Origin of the sequence: Brevundimonas diminuta, from assembly GCF_022654015.1 — a bacterium.
In the GTDB taxonomy this organism is placed as follows: domain Bacteria; phylum Pseudomonadota; class Alphaproteobacteria; order Caulobacterales; family Caulobacteraceae; genus Brevundimonas; species Brevundimonas diminuta_C.
In genome coordinates, this window is record NZ_CP073063.1 from 2,571,744 (window position 1) to 2,598,340 (window position 26,597).

The 26,597-nt window shown below is 66.6% G+C and carries 25 protein-coding genes; 8 read left to right on the forward strand and 17 right to left on the reverse strand.

The window, feature by feature from the left end; genetic code table 11:
* Nucleotides 1-102 precede the first annotated feature (102 nt).
* The 3 genes from KAK88_RS12875 to petA are packed head-to-tail and all read right to left on the reverse strand — an operon-like array spanning nt 103 to nt 2,862.
* Nucleotides 103-978, reverse strand: coding sequence for a cytochrome c1 (locus tag KAK88_RS12875; RefSeq protein WP_242076904.1), 876 nt, complete (start codon nt 976-978; stop codon nt 103-105).
* 5 nt (nt 979-983) lie between these two features.
* The gene (locus KAK88_RS12880) at nt 984-2,288 is read right to left on the reverse strand and encodes a cytochrome b (protein ID WP_242076905.1); all 1,305 of its coding nucleotides are present in this window, start codon (nt 2,286-2,288) and stop codon (nt 984-986) included.
* A 16-nt stretch (nt 2,289-2,304) separates the two neighbouring features.
* A complete protein-coding gene (gene petA / locus KAK88_RS12885) occupies nt 2,305-2,862 on the reverse strand; it encodes a ubiquinol-cytochrome c reductase iron-sulfur subunit (RefSeq protein ID WP_039245599.1) in 558 nt (185 codons plus the stop codon).
* A 194-nt stretch (nt 2,863-3,056) separates the two neighbouring features.
* On the opposite strand from petA, the gene KAK88_RS12890 reads away from it, so the two are divergent.
* Nucleotides 3,057-3,506, forward strand: a complete 450-nt coding sequence (locus tag KAK88_RS12890) for a tRNA (cytidine(34)-2'-O)-methyltransferase (protein ID WP_242076906.1) — start codon at nt 3,057-3,059, stop codon at nt 3,504-3,506.
* Here the strand turns inward: KAK88_RS12890 and KAK88_RS12895 are convergent.
* The gene (locus KAK88_RS12895) at nt 3,503-4,762 is read right to left on the reverse strand and encodes a dipeptidase (protein ID WP_242076907.1); all 1,260 of its coding nucleotides are present in this window, start codon (nt 4,760-4,762) and stop codon (nt 3,503-3,505) included. The two genes, KAK88_RS12890 and KAK88_RS12895, sit on opposite strands and share 4 nt — an antisense overlap.
* A 103-nt stretch (nt 4,763-4,865) precedes the next feature.
* Between KAK88_RS12895 and hemF the strand changes: the two genes are divergently transcribed.
* Complete coding sequence (hemF, locus tag KAK88_RS12900) at nt 4,866-5,747, forward strand: oxygen-dependent coproporphyrinogen oxidase (RefSeq protein WP_242078600.1); 882 nt, start codon at nt 4,866-4,868, stop codon at nt 5,745-5,747.
* Between the two features lie 146 nt (nt 5,748-5,893).
* Here hemF and KAK88_RS12905 read toward each other — a convergent pair whose 3' ends face one another.
* A complete protein-coding gene (locus tag KAK88_RS12905; RefSeq protein WP_242076908.1) occupies nt 5,894-6,769 on the reverse strand; it encodes a LysR family transcriptional regulator in 876 nt (291 codons plus the stop codon).
* A 79-nt stretch (nt 6,770-6,848) separates the two neighbouring features.
* On the opposite strand from KAK88_RS12905, the gene KAK88_RS12910 reads away from it, so the two are divergent.
* Nucleotides 6,849-7,907, forward strand: coding sequence for a YeiH family protein (locus KAK88_RS12910; RefSeq protein ID WP_242078601.1), 1,059 nt, complete (start codon nt 6,849-6,851; stop codon nt 7,905-7,907).
* Here the strand turns inward: KAK88_RS12910 and KAK88_RS12915 are convergent.
* Together KAK88_RS12915 and rlmJ are read right to left on the reverse strand one after the other, a co-directional pair.
* Nucleotides 7,904-8,635, reverse strand: a complete 732-nt coding sequence (locus KAK88_RS12915) for a glutamine amidotransferase-related protein (RefSeq protein ID WP_242076909.1) — start codon at nt 8,633-8,635, stop codon at nt 7,904-7,906. The two genes, KAK88_RS12910 and KAK88_RS12915, sit on opposite strands and share 4 nt — an antisense overlap.
* 22 nt (nt 8,636-8,657) lie before the next feature.
* Nucleotides 8,658-9,473 (reverse strand): 23S rRNA (adenine(2030)-N(6))-methyltransferase RlmJ, encoded by an 816-nt coding sequence (gene rlmJ, locus KAK88_RS12920; protein ID WP_242076910.1) that lies wholly within the window; start codon nt 9,471-9,473, stop codon nt 8,658-8,660.
* A 91-nt stretch (nt 9,474-9,564) separates the two neighbouring features.
* Here rlmJ and KAK88_RS12925 point away from each other — a divergent pair, with 91 nt between their 5' ends.
* Both KAK88_RS12925 and KAK88_RS12930 read left to right on the forward strand, forming a co-directional pair.
* Complete coding sequence (locus KAK88_RS12925) at nt 9,565-9,909, forward strand: hypothetical protein (RefSeq protein ID WP_242076911.1); 345 nt, start codon at nt 9,565-9,567, stop codon at nt 9,907-9,909.
* On the forward strand, nt 9,909-10,931 hold the full coding sequence (locus tag KAK88_RS12930) for a DNA topoisomerase IB (protein WP_242076912.1): 1,023 nt from the start codon (nt 9,909-9,911) through the stop codon (nt 10,929-10,931). Before KAK88_RS12925 ends, KAK88_RS12930 begins: the two co-directional genes overlap by 1 nt.
* A gap of 17 nt (nt 10,932-10,948) precedes the next feature.
* Here KAK88_RS12930 and tdh read toward each other — a convergent pair whose 3' ends face one another.
* The 9 genes from tdh to KAK88_RS12975 all read right to left on the reverse strand — a co-directional run bounded on the left by tdh (nt 10,949) and on the right by KAK88_RS12975 (nt 22,549).
* Nucleotides 10,949-12,001 (reverse strand): L-threonine 3-dehydrogenase, encoded by a 1,053-nt coding sequence (tdh, locus tag KAK88_RS12935; protein WP_242076913.1) that lies wholly within the window; start codon nt 11,999-12,001, stop codon nt 10,949-10,951.
* Between the two features lie 105 nt (nt 12,002-12,106).
* Nucleotides 12,107-13,297, reverse strand: a complete 1,191-nt coding sequence (locus tag KAK88_RS12940) for a glycine C-acetyltransferase (protein ID WP_242076914.1) — start codon at nt 13,295-13,297, stop codon at nt 12,107-12,109.
* Nucleotides 13,298-13,339: 42 nt separating this feature from the next.
* Nucleotides 13,340-14,254, reverse strand: coding sequence for a DUF4232 domain-containing protein (locus tag KAK88_RS12945; RefSeq protein ID WP_242076915.1), 915 nt, complete (start codon nt 14,252-14,254; stop codon nt 13,340-13,342).
* Between the two features lie 52 nt (nt 14,255-14,306).
* Complete coding sequence (gene mce / locus KAK88_RS12950) at nt 14,307-14,729, reverse strand: methylmalonyl-CoA epimerase (RefSeq protein ID WP_242076916.1); 423 nt, start codon at nt 14,727-14,729, stop codon at nt 14,307-14,309.
* Nucleotides 14,729-16,885: a methylmalonyl-CoA mutase gene (scpA, locus tag KAK88_RS12955; protein WP_242076917.1), complete on the reverse strand. Its 2,157-nt coding sequence runs from the start codon at nt 16,883-16,885 to the stop codon at nt 14,729-14,731. The genes mce and scpA overlap by 1 nt, the downstream gene beginning before the upstream one ends.
* Nucleotides 16,882-18,264: a methylmalonyl-CoA mutase family protein gene (locus KAK88_RS12960; RefSeq protein WP_242076918.1), complete on the reverse strand. Its 1,383-nt coding sequence runs from the start codon at nt 18,262-18,264 to the stop codon at nt 16,882-16,884. Before KAK88_RS12960 ends, scpA begins: the two co-directional genes overlap by 4 nt.
* Nucleotides 18,264-20,243: an acetyl-CoA carboxylase biotin carboxylase subunit gene (locus tag KAK88_RS12965; protein ID WP_242076919.1), complete on the reverse strand. Its 1,980-nt coding sequence runs from the start codon at nt 20,241-20,243 to the stop codon at nt 18,264-18,266. Before KAK88_RS12965 ends, KAK88_RS12960 begins: the two co-directional genes overlap by 1 nt.
* 36 nt (nt 20,244-20,279) lie before the next feature.
* On the reverse strand, nt 20,280-20,963 hold the full coding sequence (locus KAK88_RS12970) for a hypothetical protein (protein WP_242076920.1): 684 nt from the start codon (nt 20,961-20,963) through the stop codon (nt 20,280-20,282).
* A gap of 50 nt (nt 20,964-21,013) precedes the next feature.
* Complete coding sequence (locus tag KAK88_RS12975; protein WP_242076921.1) at nt 21,014-22,549, reverse strand: acyl-CoA carboxylase subunit beta; 1,536 nt, start codon at nt 22,547-22,549, stop codon at nt 21,014-21,016.
* Between KAK88_RS12975 and KAK88_RS12980 the strand changes: the two genes are divergently transcribed.
* Genes KAK88_RS12980 through KAK88_RS12990 form a run of 3 tightly spaced genes read left to right on the forward strand, consistent with a single transcriptional unit; the run spans nt 22,548 to nt 25,147 of the window.
* Nucleotides 22,548-22,685: a hypothetical protein gene (locus KAK88_RS12980; RefSeq protein WP_242076922.1), complete on the forward strand. Its 138-nt coding sequence runs from the start codon at nt 22,548-22,550 to the stop codon at nt 22,683-22,685. The genes KAK88_RS12975 and KAK88_RS12980 overlap by 2 nt on opposite strands.
* Nucleotides 22,678-24,102, forward strand: coding sequence for a helix-turn-helix domain-containing protein (locus KAK88_RS12985; protein ID WP_242076923.1), 1,425 nt, complete (start codon nt 22,678-22,680; stop codon nt 24,100-24,102). The genes KAK88_RS12980 and KAK88_RS12985 overlap by 8 nt, the downstream gene beginning before the upstream one ends.
* Before the next feature lie 7 nt (nt 24,103-24,109).
* Nucleotides 24,110-25,147 carry an oxidoreductase gene (locus tag KAK88_RS12990; protein WP_242076924.1) on the forward strand — a complete coding sequence of 346 codons (1,038 nt, stop codon included), beginning with the start codon at nt 24,110-24,112 and terminating at the stop codon, nt 25,145-25,147.
* Here KAK88_RS12990 and pyk read toward each other — a convergent pair.
* On the reverse strand, nt 25,144-26,589 hold the full coding sequence (pyk, locus tag KAK88_RS12995) for a pyruvate kinase (RefSeq protein WP_045810132.1): 1,446 nt from the start codon (nt 26,587-26,589) through the stop codon (nt 25,144-25,146). The genes KAK88_RS12990 and pyk overlap by 4 nt on opposite strands.
* Nucleotides 26,590-26,597: the final 8 nt, after the last annotated feature.

The window sequence follows — 26,597 nt, forward strand, 5'->3', positions numbered from 1 at the left end:
CACCTTACTGGTTCCGAGCCCGTGCCATGATGATCCGCAAACGAAAAAGCCCGCCGAGGCGAACCTCGGCGGGCTTACGGTTTCGATCCGGCGGCGATGCCCTTAGTGGGCGACGCCCTTCCAGATGCGGCGGTAGGCGACATAGGTGATGCCGGCGAACAGCAGCAGATAGATCATCACGCCCAGACCGGCCTGCTTGCGCTCGACCATCTTCGGCTCGGACGTCCAGGCGATGAAGGCCGCCACGTCCTTGGCGTATTGATCGACCGTCTGCGGCGAGCCGTCGTCATAGGTCACTTGACCGTTCTGAAGCGGCGGCGGCATGGCGATGAAGCCGCCGGGCGGAACGTGCTTGTGATCGCCGGTCCAGAACGGCGTCAGGTCGCCGGCCATATAGGGGTTGTAGTGCTGACCCTCGCGGATCTGCAGGCCGGCCGGCGCGGCCTTGTAGCCCGACAGCAGCGAATAGATGTAGTTCGCGCCGTCGTGACGGGCCTTGGCCATGACCGACAAGTCAGGCGGCGCTGCGCCGCCATTGCCCGCCGCCGCCGCCGTGGCGTTCGGATAGGGGGCGCGGAACTTGTCGGCGGGCGTGGCGTCGCGCTGGATCGCCTCGCCGGTCTCGCTGTCGATGTCGCCGACCTGATTTTCCTTGGCCAGAGCCTTCACGACAGGGTTGTCGTTCGGGTTCGGATACTTCGGATTCCAGAACGGCCCATGACGGTCGCCCAAGTTCCGATAGTGCATAAGGTTCATGCTGTGACAGGCGGCGCAGACCTCGTGATAGACCTTGTAGCCGCGTTGAAGCTGGCCCTGGTCATAGGTGCCGAACGGCCCCTCGAAGCTGAACCCGCCAGACCGCGGATGGGCGGCGGCGCCTGCCGCCATAGCGGGAGCGGCCGCGCTCAACAGGCCCAGCGCGATGGCTGCCGAGGCGATGATCGTCTTGAACGACACGGTCTTCATTCCAATCGTCATGATTTTCAGACCTTGTGCTCGACGGCGCCGGCGCCGGTCAGGACCGGCTCGGAGATCGTCGCCGGGATCGGCAGCGGCTGCTCTTTCAACCCGACCAACGGCATGATGATCAGGAAGAAGACGAAGTAGTACAGGGTGAAGACGCGCGTCAGCCACAGATAGGAGTTCAGGTCGCCGTCGATCAGGGTGAAGGTCCTGAACGACCCAATCACCGGCGCGTCAGGCAGCTGACCACCGCACCAGCCCAGGCCCACGCCCACCACCAGGAAGATGATGAAGAAGGTCCGCATCGTCGGGCGATAGCGCATCGAGCGCACCTTGGACGTATCCAGCCAGGGCAGGACGAACAGCACGCCGATGGCGCTGAACATCGCCACCACGCCACCGAACTTGTCCGGGATGGCGCGCAGGATCGCGTAGAAGGGCAGCATGTACCACTCGGGCACGATGTGCGCCGGCGTCTGCAGCGGGTTGGCCGGGATGTAGTTGTCGGCGTGGCCCAGGGCGTTCGGCTGATAGAAGACGAAGATGGCGAACAGGATCAGGAACAGGATGATCGCAAAGCCGTCCTTGACCGTGAAATACGGGTGGAAGGGCAGCGTGTCCTTCTTCTCCCGATCCTTCGGGATCAGGATGCCGACCGGATTGTTCTGACCGGCCGAGTGCAGCGCCCAAAGGTGCAGCACGACGCAGCCCAGGATGGCGAACGGCAGCAGATAGTGCAGCGAGAAGAAGCGGTTCAGCGTCGCATTGTCGATCGCCGGGCCGCCGCGCAGCCAAATTAGGATCGGCTCGCCCAGCACCGGGATGGCGCCGATCAGGTTGGTGATGACCTCCGCGCCCCAGAACGACATCTGGCCCCAAGGCAGGACGTAGCCCAGGAAGGCGGTGGCGATCATCAGGAAGAAGATCACGCAGCCGATGATCCAGATCATCTCGCGCGGCGCCTTGTACGAGCCGTAGTAGAGGCCGCGCAGCATGTGCAGATAGACGGCGATGAAGAACATCGACGCGCCGTTGGCGTGGACGTAGCGGATCAGCCAGCCGCCGTTCACGTCGCGCATGATGCGCTCGACCGAGGCGAAGGCCAGGTCGACGTTCGGCGTATAGTGCATGGCCAGAACGATGCCGGTGACGATCTGCGTCATCAGGCACAGGGCCAGGATGCCGCCGAAGGTCCACCAGTAGTTCAGGTTCCGCGGCGTCGGCAGGGACATGTAGTCCGCGCCGAAACGGATGATCGGCAGCCGGGTGTCCAGCCACTTCTCGACGCCCGTCTTCGGGACGTAGGTGCTCTCGTGATCGCTCATGATTCCCCCTTGGTCCTCAGCCGATCTTGACGCGGGTGTCGGACAGATAATCGTATTCCGGCACCACCAGGTTCAGAGGCGCCGGCCCCTTACGAATGCGGCCTGAGGCGTCGTAGTGCGAGCCGTGGCAGGGGCAGAACCAGCCGCCGTAATCACCCGCGCCGAAGGTTGGCACGCAGCCCAGGTGCGTGCACGAACCGATGACGACCAGATATTTCTCGTGACCGGGCTTGGTGCGCTCGGCGTCGGTCTGGGGCTGTTTCAGGTCAGGCGCGTTGTCGTCCGCAATGACCTTCTGCAGCTCGGCCGGGGTGCGGTAACGCACGAACACCGGCTTGCCCTGCCATTTGATGACGACCTGCTGGCCTTCCTGAACCTTGGTCAGGTCGAACTCGATCGACGCCAGCGCCAGCGTATCGGCCGCCGGATTCATCTGGTTGATCAGCGGCCAGGCGATCATGGCGCCCGCGCCGACCGCTGCGGCGCCCGCTGCGATGTAGATAAAGTCCCGACGATTGGGATCACCGCCCTCAGGGCTGTGACCGTCTTCCGTATGCACGACCGATTCGGCCACGTTTCCACCTCTCGAACGCCGCAGAAGACCCTCAAGGGCGTCCCCAGCCACGGCACGAACCAACAAAAGACGCCGGGAATCCCCGACGGCCCGTGACTTGCGCCCGTTTGGACGCAAGCTGCTGACGTTTCTTGCGAAACGCTCGCAAACAGACCGCGACAAACCCCCTCGCCGCGCGTATGTCAGGCCTTAGAATGCGTCTCGCCCTTTTTCAACCGGACATTCCTCAGAACGTCGGAGCCTGCATCCGATTGTCGGCCTGTTTCGGCGTCGATCTACATGTGATTGAGCCGACGGGCTTCCGTTTCGACGACCGCGCCATGAAGCGCGCGGCGCTCGACTACGGCCCGCTGTCCCACATGACCCGCCACGCCGACTGGGATGCGTTTCAGGCGGATCGTCCGGCCGGGCGGCTGGTGCTGCTTACGACCAAGGGCGCGACGCCCCTGCCCGATTTCGTGTTCCAGCCCGACGACACCCTGCTGTTCGGCAAGGAAAGCGCCGGCGCGCCCGACTATGTCCACGCCGCCGCCGACGCGCGTGTCGTCGTGCCGCTGCGACCCGACGCCCGCTCGCTGAACCTGTCGGTCACCGCCGGGATCGCCCTGTGGGAAGGCCTGCGCCAGACCGGCGGGGTCGGTTAGTTCTGAGCCGAGGCAGGCTCCAGCCGCGCCATCGACGGCCGCTCGCCGGCCTTTGACGCCGCCACGGCCTCGACCGCCCGCATGACCCGCAGCAGGTTTTCGCCGGCGATCTTGCGGATGTCGGCCTCGGTCCAGCCCGCCTCCATCAGGGCCGCCAGGATGCGCGGATAGGCGTCCACCCCGCCCATGCCTTCCGGCAGGCTGCCGATGCCGTCGAAGTCGGCGCCCAGTCCGATGTGGTCGATGCCCGCCACTTCGCGCACGTGCTGAATATGCGCCACCACGTCGGCCAAGGTCGCCTGAGGCGTCGGATAGGCGGCGGTCCAGGCCGTCAGCCCGGCCTCGACCGCGCCGGGATCGCCGGGGTTCAGGGTCTTTAGCCGCGCCTCCTCGCCCGCCTTGGCTCCGTTCCAGGCCCGCACCGCCTCGGACACGAAACCGGGGGCCAGGTTGATCATCACGATGCCGCCGTCCTGGGGCATCATCCGCAGCACCCGATCCGGCACGTTGCGCGGATGATCCGTCACCGCCCGCGCCGACGAATGAGAGAAGATCACCGGCGTATCGGACACGCGCATGGCGTCCAGCATCGTCTCCTCGGAGACATGGCTGAGGTCGACCATCATGCCCAGCCGGTTCATCTCTTTGACCACCTCTTCCCCGAACGGGCTGAGCCCGCCCCATTTCGGCGCGTCCGTCGCGCTGTCGGCCCAGGTCGTGGTCTTGGAGTGGGTCAGCGTCATGTAGCGCGCGCCGGCGCGGTAGAACTCACGCAGCAGGGCCAGGGAATCGTCAATCGAATAGCCGCCCTCCATCCCGATTAGGCTGGCGATCCGACCCGACTTGAACACCGCATCCACCTCGTCCGCCGTGGTCGCCAGGCCGAAGGTGTCGGGGTGGGCGGCGATGATGCGCTTGGCCGTATCGATCTGCTCAAAGGTTTCCTCGACCGCCTCCAGCGGCGTCAGGCTGGCGGGCACATAGACGGACCAGAACTGCCCTCCGACACCCCCGGCCCGCAGGCGCGCGATGTCGGTATGCAATTTGGTCGACGCCGCCAGATTCTCCGTCAGATCAACGGCGTAAACGTCATTTCCGTACTGCTGTCGCAGCGCCCACGGCAGGTCGTTGTGCCCGTCGATCAGCGGCGTGGTCTTCAAAATCTCCATCACTCGCGCCTCATCGGCGTCCTGGGCCTGGGCCGCCCCTCCCAGCGCGAGCGAGGTGACGGCGACAGAGACGAGACGGCGGATCATGGGCGGGCTTCCTGAAAACGGCAGGCGGCCATTAGCGCCCGCGATTCTGCTTATGACAACCTGTCCGGATGACGCCGCCGCCGCGACGTGGTTCAAGCGCGCCATGAGCGACGCCGTCTTCTCCGATCCGCTCGACCTGAAGAAGGTCGAGACCCGCGCCTGGTTCGAACATCTGCGCGACCGCATCCACGCCGCCTTCGAGGCGCTGGAGGATGCCGCCCCCGCCGACCTGTTCCCCGGCGAACCCGGACGCTTCGTCAGAACCGCATGGGAACGGCCAGAGGGCGGCGGGGGCGTCATGGGCATGATGCACGGTCGCCTCTTCGAAAAGGTCGGCGTCCATGTCTCGACGGTGCATGGCGCCTTCCCCGCCGACTACGCCAAGACCGTGCCCGGCGCCGACGTCGATCCGCGCTTCTTCGCGACGGGGATCAGCCTGATCTGCCACCCCGTCAGCCCGCGCATCCCGGCCGTTCATATGAACACCCGCTTCATCGCCACGACCAAGAGCTGGTTCGGCGGCGGCGGTGACCTGACGCCCGTGCTGATGGCGGATCGTCGTCAGGATCACCCCGACACCGTGGCCTTCCACGCCGCCATGCAGGCCGCCTGCGACGCCCACGACCCGACCTGGCACGCCAAATACAAGGCCTGGTGCGACGAGTATTTCTATCTGCCTCATCGCAAGGAGCCGCGCGGCACCGGCGGCGTCTTCTATGACCATCACGACAGCGGCGACTATGACCGCGACTTCGCCTTCACCCGCGACATCGGCCTGGCCTTCCTGGATGTGTACCCTCGAATCGTCGCCGGCCGCATGGCCGAGCCCTGGACGGCCGAGGAGCGCGAGGAACAGCTGATCCGCCGGGGCCGCTACGTCGAGTTCAACCTGCTCTACGACCGCGGCACCATGTTCGGCCTGAAGACCGGCGGCAACGTCGACTCGATCCTGTCATCCATGCCCCCGGTGGTGAAGTGGCCCTAAAATAGATCCGTTCATCCCCGCGAAAGCGGGAACCCAATGTTGTCGCTCGCACGATTGTCTGGATGACAGCCTCGAACCCACCCAAACATTGATCGCCCAAAGGACTGGGTCTCCGCTTTCGCGGGGATGAGCGGGATTGGGGAGATTTACCCCATCGCCTCGACGAACACGTCGCCGGCCCGGCTGCGATACCGTTCGCGGTGTCGTAACAGGCGAAACGGTCGCTCGGGCAGGGTGAAGGGCGCCGTCACCAGCCGCCCGGCGGCCACGGACGCATAGGCCACGCTTTCCGACAGGGCCGTGGCCCCCGCCCCCGCCTCGGCCGCCGCCAGCACGGCCTCGTTCGACGGCAGGGTCATCGACACCGACAGGGTCGCGGGATCGACCCCCATGTCCCGCACCGCCGCCTCCAGGGTCGATCGCGTGCCCGATCCGACTTCGCGCAACACCCATGGCTGGCCCGCCAGATCCTTCGCCTCCAGCCGACGTCGCGTCGCCCACGGATGGTCCGGCGTCACCAGCACGGCCAGCCGGTCCGACCCCACCTGGACCTGGGACAGGGCCGGCTCGTCCACCGCCCCCTCGACCAGGCCGATCTCGGCGGCGCCGCTCAGCACCGCCTGCGCCGCCTCGCGCGTGTTGCCGATCTCGACGGCCAGTTCGACGCCGGGATAGGCCGTATGGAAATCCACCAGCCGGCGCGGCAGCCAGTAGCTGGCGATGGTCTGGCTGGCGAACACCGCCAGACGCCCGCGCCGCAGGGCGCTCATGTCCGCCAGCGCCGCCTCGGCCGCCGCCGCTCGCGCCAGCACCGCCTTGGCCTCGGGCAGGAAGGCGCGACCGGTCTCGTTCAATACGACGCCCCGACCGACCCGATCAAATAGCCGCACGTCATGCTCGGCTTCCAACGCCGCCAGGGCGTTCGACACGGCCGACTGGGTCAGACTCAGCGCCCGCGCCGCCGCCGTCACGTGGTCACGCTCGGCGACAGCGACGAAGATACGCAAGCGTTCCAGGGTCACGATTGATCTCCAAATCGGATTGAAACGAGCATAACTATCCGTTGGACGGCCGTCGAGGGTTGGCGCATCACGCTTGACGATGAAGTCCGCCGCCCTGCCCGCGTCCGCGCACACACCGTCCATGGCGTCAGCGACGGCGTTCGGGCGCACGATCCGGCCGGGCGTCATGCTGTGCCTGCTGGTGACGCTGGCGGCCATCGGCCTGACCAGCATCGAGCGCGACGTGATCGGCCATGTCTGGCTGGAGCCGCTAGTGTTGGCCATACTGCTGGGCGCCGCCGTCCGCACCGCCTGGACGCCCGACGTGCGGTTCAAGGCCGGCATCGACTTCTCGGCCAAGACCCTGCTGGAGGTCGCGGTTGTCCTGCTCGGCGCCTCGGTCAGCGCCGCCACCCTGTCGTCGCTGGGCGTCGGCTTCGTGCTTGGCATCTTCGCCCTGGTCGCGCTCGCCATCGTCGTCGGTTTCGGCGTCGGCCGCGCCCTGGGCCTGAACCCGCGCATGGCCCTGCTGGTCGCCTGCGGCAACGCCATCTGCGGCAACTCGGCCATCGCCGCCGTCGCCCCCGTCATCGACGCGGACGGCGAAGAGGTGGCGGCCTCCATCGCCTTCACCGCCGTATTCGGCGTGATCGTGGTTCTGGCCCTGCCGCTGCTGGGCGGCCTGATCCATCTCAACGGCCTGCAATACGGCGCCCTGGCCGGTCTGACCGTCTATGCGGTGCCGCAGGTTCTGGCCGCCGCCGCCCCCTTCGGCGCCGTCGCGACGCAAACCGGCACGGTGGTCAAGCTGGTGCGAGTGCTGATGCTCGGCCCCGTCATCCTCGCCCTGTCGCTGATCTTCCGCGAGCGTGCGCCCGGCGCTGCAAAGCCCGGCCTGTCGCGCCTGCTGCCTTGGTTCATCATCGGCTTCCTTGTCATGATCGGCCTGCGCTCGTTTGACCTGATCCCGCAGGCCGCGCTGGCGCCTATGGCCGCCGCCTCCAGCCTGCTGACCGTCGTCGCCATGGCCGCTTTGGGTCTCCAGACCGACATCCGCGCCGTCGCCCGCGCTGGCGGCCGTGTCGTCGCCGCCGTCATCCTGTCGCTGGGCGCCTTGGTGGTGCTGGCGCTGGCGCTGATCCGGCTGCTGGGCCTTTAAATCCCGCTGCCGTCATCCTCGACCGGCGGCGGGGTCAGCAACAGGAAGGCGCGGATCCAGGCGGTCAGCACCGCCCGGTCGTTGGGCCGCCTCAGACTGTCAATCGCCTGATCCGCCACATCATGCGGGATGCGCGCCCCGCGCCGTCCCTCGATCAGGGCCGCCGCATAGTCCGGCTGAAACTCCGGGTGGCACTGAAACGAGATCGCATCGTCGCCCCAGGCCAGGCCGGCGTAGGGCGTGAAGCCGCTGGACGCGATCACCCGCGCATCATCCGAAACCGCGACGACCTGATCCTGGTGCGACACGGGAATGGCGATCGTGCGCGCCCGCGGATGCATCCACGGCGCATCCTCACGCACGTCATAGCGGTGCAGCCCCACGCCCCAGCCCTTTTGCGACTTCTCCACCACCCCGCCGAACGCATGGGCCAGCGCCTGATGCCCGAAACAGATGCCGACCAGCCGCGTCCGCCCCCGCGCCGCCCTCAACCAATCGATAAGCTGCGGGATCCACGGCAGATCGTCATAGACCCCCGCCGCCGACCCCGTGACGATGGCCCCTTGGAAGACCGACGGATCGTCGGGCAGATGCCCCGACTGCACGTCGAACCGCGTCGTCGGCACGCCCTCGCCCAGCAGGGCACGAAACCGCGCCGGATAGTCGTCGAAATCGTCCTTCAGATGCTCCGGCGGGTGTCCGGTTTCCAGAATGGCGATGCGCGTCATGCGACCAACCTAGTGACTGCGGTCAGAAGGTCCAGACCTCCGCCCGTCCGCCCGCTTCCCCCAGCGCCCCCGCGACCCAGCCGCAGATCTCGTTCGCAGCCGCTTCCGCGCCCGCCGGCGGATTCACCACCACCATGGCGCAGCCGTTCATCTTCATCGGATTGGTCAACGGCCTCAGCCGCGCCTCGGCGACCAGGGTCGACCCCGCCTTGCCTTGCAGCCGCCGGATAAAGCCGTCGAAGGTCTCCAGATCCTTCAGCGGCGTCCAGATCGCTGCCGTCGCCGTCGGATCGCGCCTCACCACCGAAATCGCGGTCTCGGCCGAGCGGACATAGTCGTCGGGTTTCTCGAACGGCGGATCGATCAACACTAGCGGCCCGCGCACTTTCGCCGCCTCCGCGCCGACCGCTGCATAGCCGTCGCCCTCGCGCGCTGCGGCGTTCGCTCGCCCCGCCAGCGCCTCGGCCAGCATGGCCCGAACCGGCGGGTTCAGTTCGAACCCGACATAACGACCGCCGGGCGTCAGCGCGTCCGCGATCAGCAACGGCGACCCCGGGTAGAACCGCGCCCCGCCCTCAGGATTCAGCGTCGCGACCTCGGTCGCCAGCGCGTCCATCAGCGGCGTCCGCCCCTCGGCGGACATCAACCGCGCCACGCCGGCCTCGGCCTCCATGGACCGCGCGCCATCCCCCGACAGATCGTAAAGCCCTGCCCCCGCATGGGTGTCGAACACCGTCAGCGGCCCCGCCGCCTGCCGCGCTTTCACCAACCACAGCATCAGGGCGTGCTTGACCAGGTCGGCGAAGTTTCCGGCGTGAAAGCTGTGGCGATAGTTCATGCCGCCTCGTCTCGCGCCCGGCCCGCGCGGTCAAGCGGAACTCGCGCGCCAGACACGGCGTTCGGGCCAAGTCCTTGTACGGAAAGATGCGATGGCCGCCAAAACCACCCTCACCGACGCGCAACGCAAGCCGCCCAAGGGCGTCGCGGCCCAGGCCAAACGCGGTCTCGACCTGCGCGACAAGCACGACCGGGGCGGCACCGAGGTCGGCGTACGCCGCGCCCATCAGTTGGCGGATCAGAAGCCCGTCTCGGACAAGGACATCAAGGACATCTACAGCTACTTCGCCCGCCACACCGTGGATAAGGACGGCAAGGGCTGGGCCAGCCGCACCGATCCTTCGGCCGGCTATATCGCCTGGCTGCTGTGGGGCGGCGACCCGGCCGAGCGCTGGATCAAAAGGCTGCATGACCGCCTCGAAAAGGCGAACGACTGATGGCCGACGGATCGCACGCCTTCGACATCGCCGCCGAAGTCCCCGAAGGCCTCAGCTATTGCAGCGACGAGTTCGCGGGCCTGACCCGACGCCGCGCCGGCAAGGGCTGGTCCTATCGCGACGCCAAGGGCAAGACCGTCACGGACGCCAAGACCCTGGCCCGCATCCGCGCCCTGGCTATTCCGCCCGCCTGGACCGACGTCTGGATCTGTCCCAAGGCCAACGGCCATATCCAAGCCACCGGTCGGGACGTGAAGGGCCGCAAACAATACCGCTATCACAACGACTGGAGCACGGCCCGCTCCGAGAACAAGTTCGACAAGCTGCCCGCTTTTTCCCGCAACCTGGGGAAACTGCGCGACAAGGTCGAACATGACCTGGCCCTTCGCGGCGTGTGTCGCGACAAGGTGCTGGCCACCGCCGTACGCCTGCTGGAGATCACCCTGATCCGGGTCGGCAACTCCATCTACGCCAAACAGAACCGCAGCTATGGCCTGACGACCCTGCACAAACGCCACATCGACGTGGACGGTGCGGCCCTGACGTTTGAGTTTCGCGGCAAGAGCGGCAAAGATCACAGCGTCAGCGTCAAAGACCGCCGCCTGGCCAAGGTCGTGCGGCAGCTCGAAGGCCTGCCCGGCCAGCAACTGTTCAAATACCGCGCGGCCGACGGCACGCTGTGCCCGGTCGATTCCGATGACGTGAACGCCTACATTCGCGAGGCGATGGGCGAGCAGTTCTCGGCCAAGGACTTCCGCACCTGGGCCGGCACCGTCTCGGCGGCGCGGGCGCTGCGCGACACCGAGGCCCCAACCTCGCCCACCGACGCCAAGCGCAAGATCACCGTCTGCGTGAAGGCCGTCGCGGGCCTGTTGGGCAACACCCCCACCGTCTGCCGCGCATCCTATGTCCACCCCAAGGTCTTCGCCCTGTTCGAAAGCGGCGAAATCGCCAAGGCCTTGCCGGGTTCGGAGACCAAGGGGTTCGAAAAAGCGCTGATCAAACAGCTGCTGGCTGTCTGATCAGCGGTGCTCGTCTCTCAGGCGGCCTTGTCCCAGTCCAGCACGACCTTGCCCGACTGCCCCGACTTCATGGCTTCGAAGCCTTCGCGGTAGTCGGCGTAGCCTAGGCGGTGGGTGATCAGCGGGCTCAGGTCCAGGCCAGCCTTCAGCAGGCCCAGCATCTTGCGCCAGGTGGTGAACATTTCGCGGCCGTAGACGCCCTTGATGGTCAGGGCCTTCAGGATGATCGCGCCCCAGTCGGTTTCCATCGGCTTGCCGGGAATGCCCAGCAGCGCCATGCCGCCGCCCATGATCAGGGTATCGACACACTGTTTGAAGGCGATGGGCGAACCCGACATCTCCAGCGCCACGTCAAAGCCGACCTTCAGGCCCAGCTCCTTCATGACATCATGGATGTCTTCCTTGGTCGTATTCACGGTGCGAACGCCCGGCGCCACCTTCTGCGCCAGCTCCAGCCGGAAGTCGTTGATGTCGGTCAGGACCACGGTGCGCGCGCCCGCATGACGCGCCACGGCCGCGGCCATCATGCCGATGGGGCCGGCGCCTGTGACCAGCACGTCCTCGCCCAGCAGGTCGAACTGCTGGGCTGTGTGCACAGCATTGCCAAACGGATCCAGAATCGAGCCGATCTCATAGGGCACGTCGTCCGGCAGTTCGATGACGTTGAAGGCCGGGGCCACCACGAACTCGGCGAAGGCGCCCTGGCGGTTCACGCCGATGCCGCGCGTCTTGGGGTCCAGGTGGAAGTGACCGGCGCGGGCCGCTTCGGAGTTCAGGTCGATGACGTGGCCCTCGGCCGAGACGCGCTGGCCGATCTTCAGCGGGCGATCCACGTCCTTGCCGATGGCGACGATCTCGCCGGCGAACTCGTGGCCGGTGATCATCGGGGTCGGGACGTTCTTCTGGGACCACTCGTCCCAGTTCCAGATGTGGATGTCGGTGCCGCAAACGGCGGTGCGGTGCACCCGGATCAGCACATCCTCCGGCCCCGCCTCGGGGACCGGCGCGTCGATCAGTTCCAGGCCGATGCCGGGCGCGGTCTTGGCCAGGGCCTTCATCGTGTCGGTCATACTCTTAACTCCCTGAAATCACAGCTCCGGGTTCATCCCGAAACCTGCGGCTGAGGCCCCACGCCTCCTCGCCGCCTTGTCTTTGTCGATGGCCGGCGAAAGGGGCTAAATGACGCCCAGTTCCCGTCCCGCCTGAGTGAACACTTCGACCGTCCGGTCGATCTGATCGAAGCTATGCGCCGCTGACATCTGCGTGCGGATGCGGGCCTGGCCGCGCGGCACGACGGGGAAGCTGAAGCCGATCACATAGACGCCCAGCTCCAGCGCCCGAGCCGCGAAATCCTGCGCCAGCTTGGCGTCGCCCAGCATGACCGGGACGATCGGATGTTCGCCGTCCAGCAGGGTGAACCCTGCGTCCGACATGGCTCCGCGATAGCGATGGGCGTTGGCCGACAGACGGGTGCGCAACGCATCGCCCTCCGACCCTTGCGCGATACGGATCGCCTCCAGGCTGGAGCCACAGACCGCTGGCGCCAGGGCGTTGGAGAACAGATAGGGCCGCGCCCGCTGTTTCAGCAGTTCGACCACAGACTTCCTGGCGCAGATGAAGCCGCCCATGGCGCCGCCCAAGGCCTTGCCGAAGGTGCCGGTGACGAAATCGACCTCGACCCCGTGATGGGCGAACGAGCCCTTGCCTTGCGGACCCAGGAAGCCGGTCGCGTGGCAGTCGTCGACCATGATCAGGGCGTCGTATCTGTCGGCCAGCACCCGGATCTCGTCCAGCTTGGCGATATAGCCGTCCATCGAGAAGGCGCCGTCGGTGGCGATGATGATGTCGCGTGCGCCGGCCGCGCGGGCCTCCTTCAGACGGCTTTCCAACTCGTCCATGTCGGAGTTGGCGAACCGATAGCGTTTGGCCTTGCACAGCCGAACTCCGTCGATGATCGAGGCGTGGTTCAGGCTGTCGGAGACGATGGCGTCGTTCTCGCCCAGCAGCGGCTCGAACAGACCGCCGTTGGCGTCGAAGGCGGCGGCGAACAGGATGGCGTCCTCGAAACCGAGATAGGCGGCGATCGCCGCTTCCAGTTCCTTGTGGATCTCCAGCGTGCCGCAGATGAAGCGCACGGACGCGGTGCCCGCGCCCCACTTCGCTTGCGCCGCCATCCCGGCCTGGGTCACGCGCTCGTCGCCGGCCAGGCCAAGATAGTTGTTAGCGCAGAAGTTCAACACGTCGCGTCCGGCGACCTGGATCACAGGCCCCTGGCGCGAGGCGATGATGCGTTCGGGCTTGGTCAGGCCCTGGGCGTCGATCTCGGACAGTTCGCCAGCGACGCGGTCGTAGAAGCTCTGGGTCATGGGCCGCGACCTACGCCGATTTTCGATCGGTTTCCACCCGCCTCAGGTCGCAGGAGACGGGTTGGCCTCGGCCCGGATCGGACTGACGCGAATGCGACCGCCGCAGGGGCTGAACGAGAACGGCAGACTGACGGCGGCCGTATCGCTGGGCGCGGTGACCTTTATCGTGGCCGCGTCGGGACACGTCTTTTGCATCGCTTCATTGGGCACGACGCTCCAGGCCATTTCGAAATAAGCCTTGGCCCGGGGCGCCAGCTCGACCGGCGTCGGGGCCTGGCCTTGGCGGAAATAGCTTCCTGGGCTCTGTTCGGCGCGAATGGTCGACAGGGTGCGTCCCCGCGCGTCCTGCAAGGTCACTGTCGGATAGCCGGTCAGGCTGCAGGCCTGGGTTCCGATATTCTGAAGACTGAAGTTGGTGACCCGATTTCCGGCGCCCGCATCCCCGTCGCCCGCCGCCAGCGTCAGTTGCGGCCCCTTGCAGGGCAGCGCAGCGGACAAGACCCCGCCGGCCGCCTCGGTCGGCGTCTGACCCGGCGTCGGCAACGGTCCGGGCATCGCATCAGCCCCGGGAATCGGCCGCGAGCAGCGCTCCAGCACCGCGACGCCGGTCGTGCCGTCCGGCCCCAATCGGCTCAGCGTGCCGCTCTCCTGCCCATCGCGCGTCGCCGTCCACCATTCCACCCCGCCGCCGACATAGCGCGCGCCGCTGGCGGCCTGCACCGAACGCAGGGCGTAGGTCTGGTTCTGATGGGTCAGCCTGGCGTTGTCGCTGTCGATATACTGGACCTGAAGCGTCGCGCCGCTTTCGCAGGCATAGCCGACCGAGGGCGCGTCGGATGCAGGCGCGGCCGCTGGCTCGACCGGTGCGGCGGGCTGTTCGGGTTCGGTGCGCGAGCAGGCTGCGGCGCCGGTCAGTGCGGCGATGGCGACGAAGGCGGTCAGGCGGTGCGACATCATGTCATGTCCTCTGGTTTCGCCTTCAACGGCCCAAGCTGACCAAAGGCTCCGCTTAATGCCCCGCTTTCGGCGTCTCCATCAGTTCGATCAGCACGCCGCCCATCTCCTTGGGATGAAGGAAGACCACCGGCGTCCCGTGCGCCCCAATGCGCGGCTCGCCTGTGCCCAGGATCGTCACCCCCTTGGCTCGCATCTCGGCGACGGCGGCGTGGACGTCGGCGACCTCGAAACAGACGTGGTGCTGGCCGCCCTTCGGGTTCTTGGCCAGGAAGCCGACGATGGGACTGGTGTCGTCATAGGGTTCGATCAGCTCGATCTGAGCCGTCGGTGTATCGACGAAACAGACCTTCACCCCCTGCGCCGGCAGGTCGAATGGCTCGCCGATCTTCGTCGCGCCCAGGATATCGCGATACAATTTGATCGAGTCGGCGATGGATGGCGTGGCGACGCCGACGTGGTTCAGGGCGCCGATCATCACTTGTCCTTGTCGGGGGCGGGCTGGGCGTAACCCAGACGCTGGTTCAGCTTCTCGATCAGGTCGACCGCCGTATCGGCGATGGCCGAACCGGGCGGATAGACGGCAGCCGCGCCCATATCGAGCAGGGGCTGCACGTCGGACGGCGGAATTACGCCCCCAACCACGATCATGATGTCGGGCCGGCCCAACTTCTCCAGCTCGGCCTTCAGCTCGGGCACCAGCGTCAGGTGCCCGGCCGCCAGCGATGATGCGCCGACCGCGTGAACGCCCTTCTCGACGGCTTCCTGAGCCGCCTCGGACGGCGTCTGGAACAGGCTGCCGGCCGTGACGTCGAAGCCCAGATCGCCGTATCCGGTCGCGACGACCTTCTGGCCCCGGTCGTGCCCGTCCTGGCCCAGTTTGGCGATCAGAATGCGCGGCGGCCCGCCGTCGTTCTCGACGAAGGTCGCGACCATCTCGCGGGCGCGGGCGAAGCGGGCGTCCTTGCCGGCCTCCTTGGCATAAACGCCCGACACGGTCTGGACCGTCGCGACGTGGCGGCCGAAGGCAGCCTCCAGCGCATCGGAGATTTCGCCCACCGTCGCCTTGGCGCGGGCGGCCTGAACCGCCAGCTCCAGCAGGTTGGCGTTCCCGCGTGCGCCATTTGTCAGGGCGTCCAGCGCCGCATCGGTCGTCGCCTGATCCCGCTCGGCCCTCAGCCGTTTCAGCTTGTCGATCTGGGCGGCCAGCACCGCCGCATTGTCGACCTTCAGCATCGGAATGTCGTCGACGACGGGGTTCAGATATTTGTTCACCCCGACCACCGTCTGCTGGCCGGTGTCGATCCGCGCCTGGGTCTTGGCGGCGGATTCCTCGATCCGCAGCTTGGGTATGCCGGCTTCGATGGCCTTGGCCATGCCGCCCAGGGCCTCGACCTCGGCCATGTGGGCGCGGGCGCGTTCAGCCAGTTCGTGGGTCAGGCGCTCGACGTAGAAGCTGCCGCCCCAAGGATCGATGACCCGCGTCAGGCCCGTCTCCTGCTGCAACAGGATCTGGGTGTTGCGCGCGATCCGGGCCGAGAAGTCGGTGGGCAGCGCCAGGGCCTCGTCCAGGGCGTTGGTGTGCAGGCTCTGCGTCTGGCCGCCTGCCGCCGCCATGGCCTCGACCATGGTGCGCGGCACATTGTTGAAAACGTCCTGCGCCGCCAGCGACCAGCCCGAGGTCTGGCAGTGAGCGCGCAGGGAGAGCGACTTGGGATCGACCCCGCCCTCTTTCCTGACCGCCTCGGCCCACAGCAGGCGGCCGGCGCGCATCTTGGCCACCTCCATGAAGTAGTTCATGCCGATGGCCCAGAAGAAGCTGAGACGCGGCGCGAACCGGTCGATCGGCATGCCCGCCGCGACGCCAGCGCGCAGATACTCGATCCCGTCCGCCAAGGTGTAGGCGAGCTCGATATCCGCCGAGGCTCCCGCCTCCTGCATGTGATAGCCGCTGATCGAGATCGAGTTGAACTTCGGCGTCTCCTGCGCCGTCCAGGCGAAGATGTCCGCGATAATCCGCATCGAGGGCTCGGGCGGATAGATGTAGGTGTTGCGGACCATGAACTCCTTCAGAATGTCGTTCTGAATGGTCCCGGTCAGCTTGGCGTGCGGCACGCCCTGTTCCTCGGCCGCGACGACATAGAGGGCCAGGATCGGCAGCACCGCCCCGTTCATCGTCATCGACACCGACATCTGGTCCAGCGGGATCCCGTCGAACAGGGTGCGCATGTCATAGATGCTGTCGATGGCGACGCCCGCCATGCCGACGTCGCCCTTCACCCGCGGGTGGTCGCTGTCATAGCCCCGGTGCGTCGCCAGATCGAAAGCGATGCTCAGCCCCTTCTGACCGGCCGCCAAGTTACGGCGATAGAAGGCGTTGGACTCCTCGGCGGTCGAGAAGCCGGCGTATTGCCGGATCGTCCAGGGATTGCCCGCATACATGGTGGGATACGGACCACGCACGAAGGGCGCGAACCCCGGCAGGCCGTGCGGGTGATCCAGCGCGTCCGTGCTGTCGGCACCATAAGCGGTCTGGACCGTCAGCCCCTCGGGCGTCAGCCAAGGCTCGCGCGCCGGCCCCTGCCCGGTCGCATCGAGGTTCAGGGCGATCTTGCTGAAGTCCGGGAAACTCATTGGCCCGCCTCTTCGAAGGCTGCGGCGAACCGGATCGGGCTCAGGGGTTCGCACATCCGTTCCACTACAACCGCCGCCTCACCGCCCGCCTCGACCGGCGCCGAACGCACGTCGGCGTCCACATATTTGGTCACGCCGATGATCTGGGCCGCGCCGTTCTTGAGAGCGGCCTCGCGAACGGCGCGGGCGCGAGCGATGCGGGGCTGGATGACTGACCCCTTCAGGGCCTCGATCAGACCGCCCTCGGCCTCGATCATCTGAAACTCGGCCCAGCCGGCCTCGGCCAGGTCGCGCGTCCGGGCGTCCAGATACCAGGAGCCGGCCGCCGGATCATCAACCCGACCCAGATTGGCCTCTTCCATCAAGACCAGTTGGGTGTTCCTCGCCTGACGCCGGGCGAAGGCGTCTGATCGGCCGGAGGCGCGGGTGAAGCCGTCCAGCACCACCACGTCCGCCCCGCCGACCGCACCGGCGAACCCGGCCGCCGTCAGCCGCAGCAGATTGGGCCAGGGATCGCGCGCCGACAGCATCCGCCGTGACGAGCGCGCTTCGATAACCGCCGGAACCTCCACGTCGAACGCCTTCGTCAGGCTAGCCCAGATCAGCCGCATGGCCCGCATTTTGGCCAGGCTGTCGAAATATTCCGCATCGACCGACAGGCCGACGACCGTGCCCCGCATAGCCGCCTCGACCGACATGCCGGCCTCGACCGCCGCCTTTGCATGAGCCACGACGCTGGACGCCGCAAAGGCCAGCTCCTGCGCCGCCGAACCGCCCGCCTCGTGCGCCACGCGCCCGCTGGCCAGGAAAAAGGTCGCGTCGGGATAGGCCCCCGCATGACGCGCCGCCGTATTGGCCGCCAGGCTCAAATGCTCTTGCACCGAACGCGGGGCGCCGCCCGCCTCGGCGAAGGCCGAGACCGGGTCCATATGAAACCGCAGCTTGGCGCGCGGCGAGCCCTTGGCGACGACCGCCAGCGCATTGGTCGCATCCGGCCCGTCGATCCCGGCGTCCAGCGCGACGGGCGCCAGCTCCAGGGCCACGCCTTCCAGCGCCCGGCTGAGCGGGGCGGAGTCCGCCAGAACCCGTCCCTTCAGCACCACCGACGCCGCGCCGTTCTCCAGATCGGTCAGGACGGCGGCGTTGACCGCCTCGGCATCGTCGCCCTCCACCAGCGTCCGCAGATCCCAGGCCCGGCCTTCGGAGTCGGACGGACGCGGGGCGAAGATCGGCTGCACGCCCGTCGCACCCGCATACAGCGGCCGCGTCACCAGTTGATCGGCGTCGAGATGCATCAGCGACTCGATCGGGCGATCCTTCAGCGCCTTCTGGGCCGCCTCGCGCCATTCCAGCGGCGTGGGCGCGGGAAAGCCCGTCATCAACCGAACTCCACCAGCACGTCGTCCGCCGCCACGGGATCGCCGTCCTTGGCGCCGACGGCCTTCACCACCCCGTCGCGCTCGGCCTTCAGGATGTTCTGCATCTTCATGGCCTCGATGATGGCCACCGTCTCACCGGTCTTGACCTCCTGGCCGACGACCACCGGGATCGAGACCACCAGACCCGGCATAGGCGACAGCACCATCTTGGAGGTGTCCGCCGCGACCTTCTCCGGCAGGCGCGCATACATTTCGGCGACGTGGGGGCGCAGCACCCGGACCCGCGCCTTGGCCGCGCGGTGACGAATGTCGAAGCCGTCGGCGACGCGCTTGACCTCAGCGGTGAAGGGCTCGCCGTCCAGATCGGCCTTGAACTGGGCCAGACCCGGCCGCCAGTCGATGTCCGACAGTCGGATGTCGCCGCCGCCCGTCAGGGTCAGGATCATCTCCTCGTCCTCGTCATAGGACAGGCCGACGCCGTGCGGCGTCTTGTCGATCATCACGATCCAGTCGGTACGATCCGACGGATCGCCATCCTGTTCGGCCATGACCTCGTGCATGGCCAGCGCCGAGGCGATCAGGATCTGCTCCTGGTCCTGCGTCGGCTTCAGGCCGTGAAAGCCGTCTGGGAACTCGTCCTTGATATAGCTGGTCGACAGTTCGCCCGACTTGAACCGGTCCTGGTCCATCACCGCCGCCAGGAAGGGCACATTGTGGCCCAGGCCAGCCAGGTGGGTGTCCTCCAGCGCGCGGGCCATGCCCTCGACCGCCGCCTCTCGCGTCTCACCCCAGGCGCACAGTTTGGCGATCATGGGATCGTAGAACATGCTGATCTCGTCGCCCTCACGGACGCCGGAATCGTTCCTGACGGTGTAGTCTCCCTGGTCGCCTTCTTCCGGCTGCTCATAGCGGACCAACCGCCCGATCGAGGGCAGGAAGCCGCGATAGGGGTCTTCGGCGTAGATGCGGCTCTCGATGGCCCAGCCGTCGATCTTCAGGTCCTTCTGTTCGAAGGCCAGCGTCTCGCCCCAGGCCGAACGGATCATCTGTTCGACCAGATCGACCCCGGTGATCAGCTCCGTCACCGGATGTTCGACCTGAAGCCGGGTGTTCATCTCCAGGAAATAGAAGCTCTTGTCCTGACCGGCCACGAATTCGACCGTGCCGGCTGAGTCATAGTTGACCGCCTGCGCCAGGGCGACGGCCTGCGCCGCCATGGCGGCGCGTGTGGCCTCGTCCAGCAGGGGCGACGGCGCCTCCTCGATGACCTTCTGGTTGCGGCGCTGGATTGAGCATTCGCGCTCGAACAGGTGGACGACATGGCCGTGCTTGTCACCCAGCACCTGGATCTCGATGTGGCGCGGATCGACGATGAACTTCTCCAGGAAGACCCGGTCGTCGCCAAAGGCGTTCAGCGCCTCGGCCTTCACCGCCGCGAACCCCTCGGCCATGTCGGCGTCCGAATGGGCCACGCGGATGCCCTTGCCGCCCCCGCCGGCCGAGGCCTTGATCATGATCGGATAGCCGATCTCGTTGGCGATCTTCACCGCCTCCTCCGGCGTCTCGATCAGGCCCATATGGCCCGGCACGGTCGAAACCCCGGCTTCGGCCGCCAGCTTCTTGGAGCTGATCTTGTCGCCCATGGCCTCGATGGCCTCGGGGTTAGGGCCGATGAAGGCGATGCCCTCGTCCCTCAGCCGCCGCGCGAACCCGGCGTTCTCGCTCAGGAAGCCGAAGCCCGGATGCACGGCCTGCGCCCCCGTCTGGCGCACCGCCTCGACGATCTTGTCCGCCAGCAGATACGACTGCGCCGCCGGCGCCGGCCCGATCAGCACCGCCTCGTCGGCCATCTCGACCGCCAGCGACCCGGCGTCGGCCTCCGAATAGACCTGCACCGTCTTGATGCCCATCTTGCGGCAGGTCTTGATGATCCGAACCGCGATCTCGCCCCGGTTGGCGATGAGGATTTTGGAGAACATGGGGCTATCGTTTCAAATGTTCGAATGATTCAAAGATCAACCAATTGCGGGGCCAGTAAGAAGACCCGCAACGTAGGGGCCAGTGAGTTGCAACGCACCACCAGCCATTTCTGCCAAGTCCTTCGCACGCATCAGATCGTCTATCGCCGACCTGATGGCAGAAGCCTGACCTTTATCTGATGATCGAAGCTCAATCGTCAGCCGACCTATACTTGTGAAGATTGAGTCTCGGAATGGTCCCAACCCATCCACCGAAAAACGCGCCAGTGACCGTTTGATAAGAGCAACCTGAGCTAAAACGAGTTTCCGCTGAGCGTCGGATAAATCTCCATTTCCCGCCGCCGCCGCCTCAAGTTTACTCAATACTGACTCAATTTCTGGTCGAGATTCCGTAAATTTTGCCGCGTCAAACTCCAAATGGTCAAGAAATGACATCAAATCCACAAGCGTATTTATGTTGTGTTTCTGAGATTTTTGATAATCAGCATAATTACTAACAAGAACATCTGGAGAGAATAGCTCCACTATTCTCTCCTTAAGGCGGCGACCAGCTCTTTGATTTTTATTATTAATTATGTCTTCTTCTATGAAGGCACAAATTGTCTCGATCAGTTGAAAAAGCGCAAAGGAGGACTCAGCGTGAGCAATTCCCGTAATGGAAGATAAATCTTCAGATATCGGACCAATTGCAGCGCGTGAATCCCCTTTATACTGAAGCATCTTCTCCAGCAGAGCATTGAAGTGATCGATCTCAGGCGGTCTGGGGTGTGTCATAACGGAATATTGTCGTGCTTCTTCCAGGGGTTCTCCTGGACCTTGTTCTTCAGCGTCCGCAGGGCCTTCACCAGTCGCCGCCGCGTGCCGTGGGGCATGATGACGTCGTCGATGTATCCCAGGCCCGCCGCCACGAAGGGGTTGGCGAAGCGATCCTTGTATTCGGCCTCGCGCGCGGCCAGAGCCTCCGGATCGCCGGCCTCCTTGCGGAAGATGATCTCGACCGCCCCCTTGGCGCCCATGACCGCGATCTCGGCGGTCGGCCAGGCGTAGTTGACGTCGCCGCGCAGGTGTTTGGAGCTCATCACGTCATAGGCGCCGCCATAGGCCTTGCGCGTGATCAGGGTCAGTTTCGGCACGGTCGCCTCGGCATAGGCGAACAGCAGCTTGGCCCCGTGTTTGATCAGGGCGCCGTACTCCTGCTTGGTCCCCGGCATGAAGCCCGGCACGTCCACCAGCGTCAGCAGCGGAATGTCGAAGGCGTCGCAGAAGCGCACGAACCGCGCGGCCTTGCGGCTTGAATCGATGTCCAGCACGCCCGCCAGCACCTGGGGCTGGTTGGCGACGATGCCGACCGTCTGGCCGTCCAGCCGGCCGAAGCCGGTGATGATGTTCTTGGCGAAGTCGGCCCCGATCTCGAAGAAATCGGCCTCGTCGACCACCTTCAGGATCAGCTCCTTCATGTCATAGGGCTGGTTCGGATTGGCCGGGATCAATGTGTCCAGCGACGGCTCGTCCCGCTCGGGCTCGTCATAGCTTTCCCGCACCGGCGGCTTTTCGCGGTTCGACAGGGGCAGGAAGCCGATCAGGCGGCGAACCTCCGACAGGGCCTCCAGATCGTTCTCGAACGCCCCGTCGGCCACGCCCGACTTGCCGGCGTGGACGCGCGCGCCGCCCAGGTCCTCGTGGCTGACCACCTCGTTCGTGACGGTCTTCACCACATCGGGGCCGGTCACATACATGTAGGACGTGTCCTTCACCATGAAGATGAAGTCGGTGATGGCGGGCGAATAGACGTCGCCGCCCGCGCACGGCCCCATGATCACGCTGATCTGGGGAATGACGCCGCTGGCGAGCGTATTCTGCAGGAAGATGTCGGCGTAGCCGGCCAGGCTCTCCACCCCCTCCTGAATCCGCGCCCCGCCCGCGTCGAACAGGCCGATGATCGGCGCGCCGGTGGTCAGGGCCATCTTCTGTAGCTTGACGATCTTGGCCGCATGGGCGCCCGACAGCGATCCCCCGAAGACCGTGAAGTCCTTGGAGAAGACATAGACCAGCCGTCCGCCGATCGTGCCGCGACCCGTCACCACCCCGTCGCCGGGGATGCGCTGGTCCTGCATGCCGAAGTCGTGGCTGCGGTGCTCGACGAACATGTCGGTCTCCTCGAAGGAGCCCTCGTCCAGCAGCACGTCGACGCGTTCGCGCGCCGTCAGCTTGCCCTTGGCGTGCTGGGCGGCGATACGCTTTTCCCCACCGCCCAGTTTGGCGGCGGCGCGACGGCGCTCCAGTTCTTCAAGGATGGCTTGAGTCATGATGGATTTTCGCCTCTCGTTCAAAGAACGCGTGGCGCCTTCATCGCAAAATGGCAAACGCAACTTTGCAAAAAGTGTGGAACTGCGCGGGCTTGCAAAGGATGGCGATATGATCTGCAAAGTTGCGAATGGCTGAGAAGCTTTTCCTGGGCGCCAAACTGCGAAAGCTGCGCGAGGCGCGCGGCTGGACGCTGGAGGCCTGCGCCGAACGGCTGGGCCTGTCGCCGTCCTATCTGTCGCAGATCGAGACCAATCAGCGCCCGGCGACCGCCCGCGTCCTGATCGCCCTGACCCGCGCCTTTCACGTGGACGCCAGTCTGTTCGATCTGGAGGGCGACGCCCGCCTGATCGCCGACCTGCGCGAGGCCACCACCGACATCGCCGGTCAGGCAGAGCCGCCCACGGCCGCAGAGCTGAAACAGGCCGTCGCCAACACCCCACGGCTGGCCCGTCAGTTCCTGGCCCTGCACCAGACCTTCCGCCGTCTGGACGAGCGGGTGAAGGCGCTGGACGACACCCTGGGTCGGGACGAACACGGCGCCAGCGTCGCCCTGTTGCCCTACGAAGAGGTGCGCGACTTCTTCCACTATCGCGACAACTATATCGACACGCTGGACACCGCGGCCGAAGCGCTGGCGGCGACCCTGGTTCAGGATGGCCAGATCGAACGGGCGCTGGAGACCGCACTGGCCGAAACGCACGGGGTGCGGGTTGTTTATGTGGCCGGACAGGAGGCTCTGCGCCGCTATGATCCGACCAGCCGCGTCCTGACGCTGGACGCCTGGCAGCCGGGCGCCAGCCGGTCGTTTCAGCTGGCGCACCAGTTGTCCCTGCTGTCCTTCCGCGAGACCATAGAGGCCGAACTGGATCAGGCCGCCTTCCGCACCGACGCCGCACGGGACGTCGCTCGGGTCGGCCTGGCCAACTACGCGGCCGGCGCGCTGTTGTTGCCCTACCGCGCCTTCTTGGAGGCCGCACGCGAGGAAAAGCACGACATCGACCGGCTGCGCACCCGTTTCCAGGTCAGTTTCGAGCAGGTCTGCCACCGGCTCTCGACCCTGCAACGGCCCGGCTGGCGCGGCGTGCCCTTCTATTTCGCCCGCGTGGACATGGCCGGCAACATCACCAAACGGCACAGCGCCACCCGCTTCCAGTTCGCCCGCTTCGGCGGCGCCTGCCCCCTGTGGAACGTCCACGAGGCCTTCGCCACGCCCGACCGGATTGGGGTGCAACTGGCCGAAATGCCCGACGGCTCGCGCTACATCTCCATCGCCCGCAGCGTGTCCAAGCCCAGCGGCTCCTATCTGGCCAATGACCGCCGCTACGCCCTGTCCCTGGGCTGCGAGGTCGAGCACGCCGGATCGCTGGTCTATGCCGCCGGCCTGGACCTGAACGGCCCCGCCGCCCGGATCGGCGTCAGCTGCCGCATCTGCGAGCGCACCGACTGCACCCAGCGCGCCTTCCCGCCCCTGGACCGCGCCCTGCACGTGCCCGAGAACGAGCGCGGCGTGGTGCCCTATGTGCTGGATGGACCGCGCCCGGACCGCTATTGATCGGGGCATGACCTCACACGCACCCATCGGCGTCGCCGTCGTCGGCTACGGCCTGGCGGGCCAGACCTTCCACGCCCCCCTGATCAAGGCGACCCCCGGCCTTCACCTGACCGCCGTCGTCTCGTCGCGCCCGGATGCCGTCCGCGCCGACCTGCCCGACGTCGATGTCCTGCCCGATCTGGACGCCGCCCTGGCCCGCGACGACATCAGCCTGATCGTCGTCGCCACCCCCGACGCCCTGCACGCCGAACAGTCGATCGCCGCGCTTAAGGCCGGCAAGTCGGTGGTGGTCGACAAGCCCTTCGCCGCCACGCTTGAGCAGGCCGAAGCCGTCGCCGCCGTCGCGGCGTCATCGCCCGGCGTCTTCAGCGTCTTCCAGAACCGCCGCTGGGACGCCGACTTCCTGACCCTGCGCCGCCTGATCGACCAAGGCGAACTGGGCGAAATCGCCGTATTCGAAAGCCATTACGACCGCTTCCGCCCGACCGTCACCGACCGCTGGAAAGACAAGCGCGACGGCGGGGTCTGGGCCGACCTGGGCCCGCATCTGATCGACCAGGCGGTCCAGCTGTTCGGGCCGCCGCTGGCCGTCTATGCCGATCTTCAGGCCCAGCGTGTCGGCGCCAAGGCCATCGACTACGCCCACGTCCTGCTGCGCTATGACCGGCTGCGCGTCATCCTGAACATGAGCCACCTCGCCGCCGAGGCCAGCCTCCGCTACGCCGTCCACGGCACAGGCGGCAGCTTCATCAAACACGGCCTCGACGCTCAGGAGAGCCAGTCCAAGGCCGGCCTGCGTCCCGGTGATCCCGACTGGGGCCTCGATCCTTCGCCCGGCGAACTGACGAAACAGATCGACGGCGAAACCGTCCGCACCACGCCGGGTCCGAAGCGTGGCGACTATCCCGCCTTCTACGCCGCCATGCGCGATGCGATCCTCGGCGAAGGACCGCCGCCCGTCCCCGCCGATCAGGCCCTGACCGTCATGCGCATCCTCGACGCCGGTCTGCGCAGCGCGGCGGAGCGTCGCGAGATCGCCTTCTAGCTCTTCTTACGTCCCTTCGACGTCGCCGCAGGCGCGTGGGCCAGTCGCAGCAGATTGGCCGCACCGGGCGCTCCGAACGGCGTGCCGGCCAGGATCAGGATGCGCTGGCCCGGCTCGGCCAGACCATATTTGACCGCGCTGTTGACGGCGTCGTCCGTCACGGCCTCCAGCGAGTCCGGCTGCTCGCCCAGACGCGGCTCCAGTCCCCATACCAGGGCGAGCCGGCGCGCGGTGTTGGGATTGGGCGTCAGCACCAGAATCGGCTTCAACGGCCGCTCGCGCGCCATCCGCCGCGCCGTGCCGCCCAGGGTCGTGAACACCACCAGACAGCCGGTCGAGGGCGCATTCGCCGCCATCCGCGCCGCCCCGACCAGGGCGTCCACATCATGCTCATCCATGCCGGCATGTTCGGCGCCCATCAGACTGGGCCACATCGGATCGCGTTCGACCCGCTCGATGATCCGGCTCATGATGCCGACGGATTCCAGCGGATAGTCGCCTGACGCCGTCTCGGCCGACAGCATCAGGGCGTCCGCGCCCTCATAGACAGCATTGGCCACATCGGTCGCCTCGGCGCGTGTCGGGGCCGGAGCGCTGGTCATCGATTCCAGCATCTGGGTGGCCACGATCACAGGCACCCCGCGATTGCGGGCTGCGCGCACGATCTGCTTTTGCGCCACCGGCACATCCTCGGGATCCAGCTCGACGCCCAGGTCACCGCGCGCCACCATCACCCCGTCGCAATAGTCCAGGATGGCTTCCAGATCGGCCAGGGCCGCCGGCTTCTCGATCTTGGCGAGGCAGGCCGCCTGCCCGTTCACGATCCGCTTCAGCTCGGCCATGTCCTCGGGCTTCTGAACGAAGCTGAGCGCCACCCAGTCCACGCCCATCCGCAGGGCGAAGGCCAGATCCTCGCGGTCCTTGGGCGTCAGGGCCGAAACCGGGATCACCGCCTCCGGCACCGCCACGCCCTTGCGGTCCGACAGCTTCGAGCCGCTCTCGACCGTCACATCGGCCCACTCGTCGGTCCGCTCGCCGACACGCAGACGCACCCGTCCGTCGTCCAGCAGCAGCAGCATCCCCTTGCGGAGTGCCTTGAAGATTTCAGGATGCGGCATCTGCACCCGCGTCTCGTCGCCGGGCGTCGGGTCCAGGTCGAAACGCATTGTGTGGCCCGGCTTGACCGCGATCTCGACGTCCTTGAACCGGCCCAGACGCAGCTTCGGCCCTTGAAGGTCGGCCAGCACGCCCAGCGGACGCTGCAAGGCCATCTCGGCGCCGCGTACCGCCTTCAATGCCGCGGCGTGATCCTCATGCGACCCATGACTGAAGTTCAGTCGAAAGACGTCCACCCCCGCCTGGGCCAGCGCCTTGACGGTGCTGGGCGCACGGCTGGCGGGTCCCAGGGTGGCGACGATGCGCGCGCGACGGGCTCGGTTCATGACGTTTC

What these genes read in the sequence shown, in the direction of transcription:
- KAK88_RS12875 (WP_242076904.1), bottom strand. Translation starts at nt 978, where the DNA reads ATGACGATTGGAATGAAGACCGTGTCGTTCAAGACGATCATCGCCTCG.
- KAK88_RS12880 (WP_242076905.1), bottom strand. Translation starts at nt 2,288, where the DNA reads ATGAGCGATCACGAGAGCACCTACGTCCCGAAGACGGGCGTCGAGAAG.
- KAK88_RS12890 (WP_242076906.1), top strand. Translation starts at nt 3,057, where the DNA reads ATGCGTCTCGCCCTTTTTCAACCGGACATTCCTCAGAACGTCGGAGCC.
- KAK88_RS12895 (WP_242076907.1), bottom strand. Translation starts at nt 4,762, where the DNA reads ATGATCCGCCGTCTCGTCTCTGTCGCCGTCACCTCGCTCGCGCTGGGA.
- hemF (WP_242078600.1), top strand. Translation starts at nt 4,866, where the DNA reads ATGAGCGACGCCGTCTTCTCCGATCCGCTCGACCTGAAGAAGGTCGAG.
- KAK88_RS12910 (WP_242078601.1), top strand. Translation starts at nt 6,849, where the DNA reads ATGAAGTCCGCCGCCCTGCCCGCGTCCGCGCACACACCGTCCATGGCG.
- KAK88_RS12915 (WP_242076909.1), bottom strand. Translation starts at nt 8,635, where the DNA reads ATGACGCGCATCGCCATTCTGGAAACCGGACACCCGCCGGAGCATCTG.
- rlmJ (WP_242076910.1), bottom strand. Translation starts at nt 9,473, where the DNA reads ATGAACTATCGCCACAGCTTTCACGCCGGAAACTTCGCCGACCTGGTC.
- KAK88_RS12925 (WP_242076911.1), top strand. Translation starts at nt 9,565, where the DNA reads ATGGCCGCCAAAACCACCCTCACCGACGCGCAACGCAAGCCGCCCAAG.
- KAK88_RS12930 (WP_242076912.1), top strand. Translation starts at nt 9,909, where the DNA reads ATGGCCGACGGATCGCACGCCTTCGACATCGCCGCCGAAGTCCCCGAA.
- tdh (WP_242076913.1), bottom strand. Translation starts at nt 12,001, where the DNA reads ATGACCGACACGATGAAGGCCCTGGCCAAGACCGCGCCCGGCATCGGC.
- KAK88_RS12940 (WP_242076914.1), bottom strand. Translation starts at nt 13,297, where the DNA reads ATGACCCAGAGCTTCTACGACCGCGTCGCTGGCGAACTGTCCGAGATC.
- KAK88_RS12945 (WP_242076915.1), bottom strand. Translation starts at nt 14,254, where the DNA reads ATGATGTCGCACCGCCTGACCGCCTTCGTCGCCATCGCCGCACTGACC.
- mce (WP_242076916.1), bottom strand. Translation starts at nt 14,729, where the DNA reads ATGATCGGCGCCCTGAACCACGTCGGCGTCGCCACGCCATCCATCGCC.
- scpA (WP_242076917.1), bottom strand. Translation starts at nt 16,885, where the DNA reads ATGAGTTTCCCGGACTTCAGCAAGATCGCCCTGAACCTCGATGCGACC.
- KAK88_RS12960 (WP_242076918.1), bottom strand. Translation starts at nt 18,264, where the DNA reads ATGACGGGCTTTCCCGCGCCCACGCCGCTGGAATGGCGCGAGGCGGCC.
- KAK88_RS12965 (WP_242076919.1), bottom strand. Translation starts at nt 20,243, where the DNA reads ATGTTCTCCAAAATCCTCATCGCCAACCGGGGCGAGATCGCGGTTCGG.
- KAK88_RS12970 (WP_242076920.1), bottom strand. Translation starts at nt 20,963, where the DNA reads ATGCTTCAGTATAAAGGGGATTCACGCGCTGCAATTGGTCCGATATCT.
- KAK88_RS12980 (WP_242076922.1), top strand. Translation starts at nt 22,548, where the DNA reads ATGATGGATTTTCGCCTCTCGTTCAAAGAACGCGTGGCGCCTTCATCG.
- KAK88_RS12975 (WP_242076921.1), bottom strand. Translation starts at nt 22,549, where the DNA reads ATGACTCAAGCCATCCTTGAAGAACTGGAGCGCCGTCGCGCCGCCGCC.
- KAK88_RS12985 (WP_242076923.1), top strand. Translation starts at nt 22,678, where the DNA reads ATGGCTGAGAAGCTTTTCCTGGGCGCCAAACTGCGAAAGCTGCGCGAG.
- KAK88_RS12990 (WP_242076924.1), top strand. Translation starts at nt 24,110, where the DNA reads ATGACCTCACACGCACCCATCGGCGTCGCCGTCGTCGGCTACGGCCTG.
- pyk (WP_045810132.1), bottom strand. Translation starts at nt 26,589, where the DNA reads ATGAACCGAGCCCGTCGCGCGCGCATCGTCGCCACCCTGGGACCCGCC.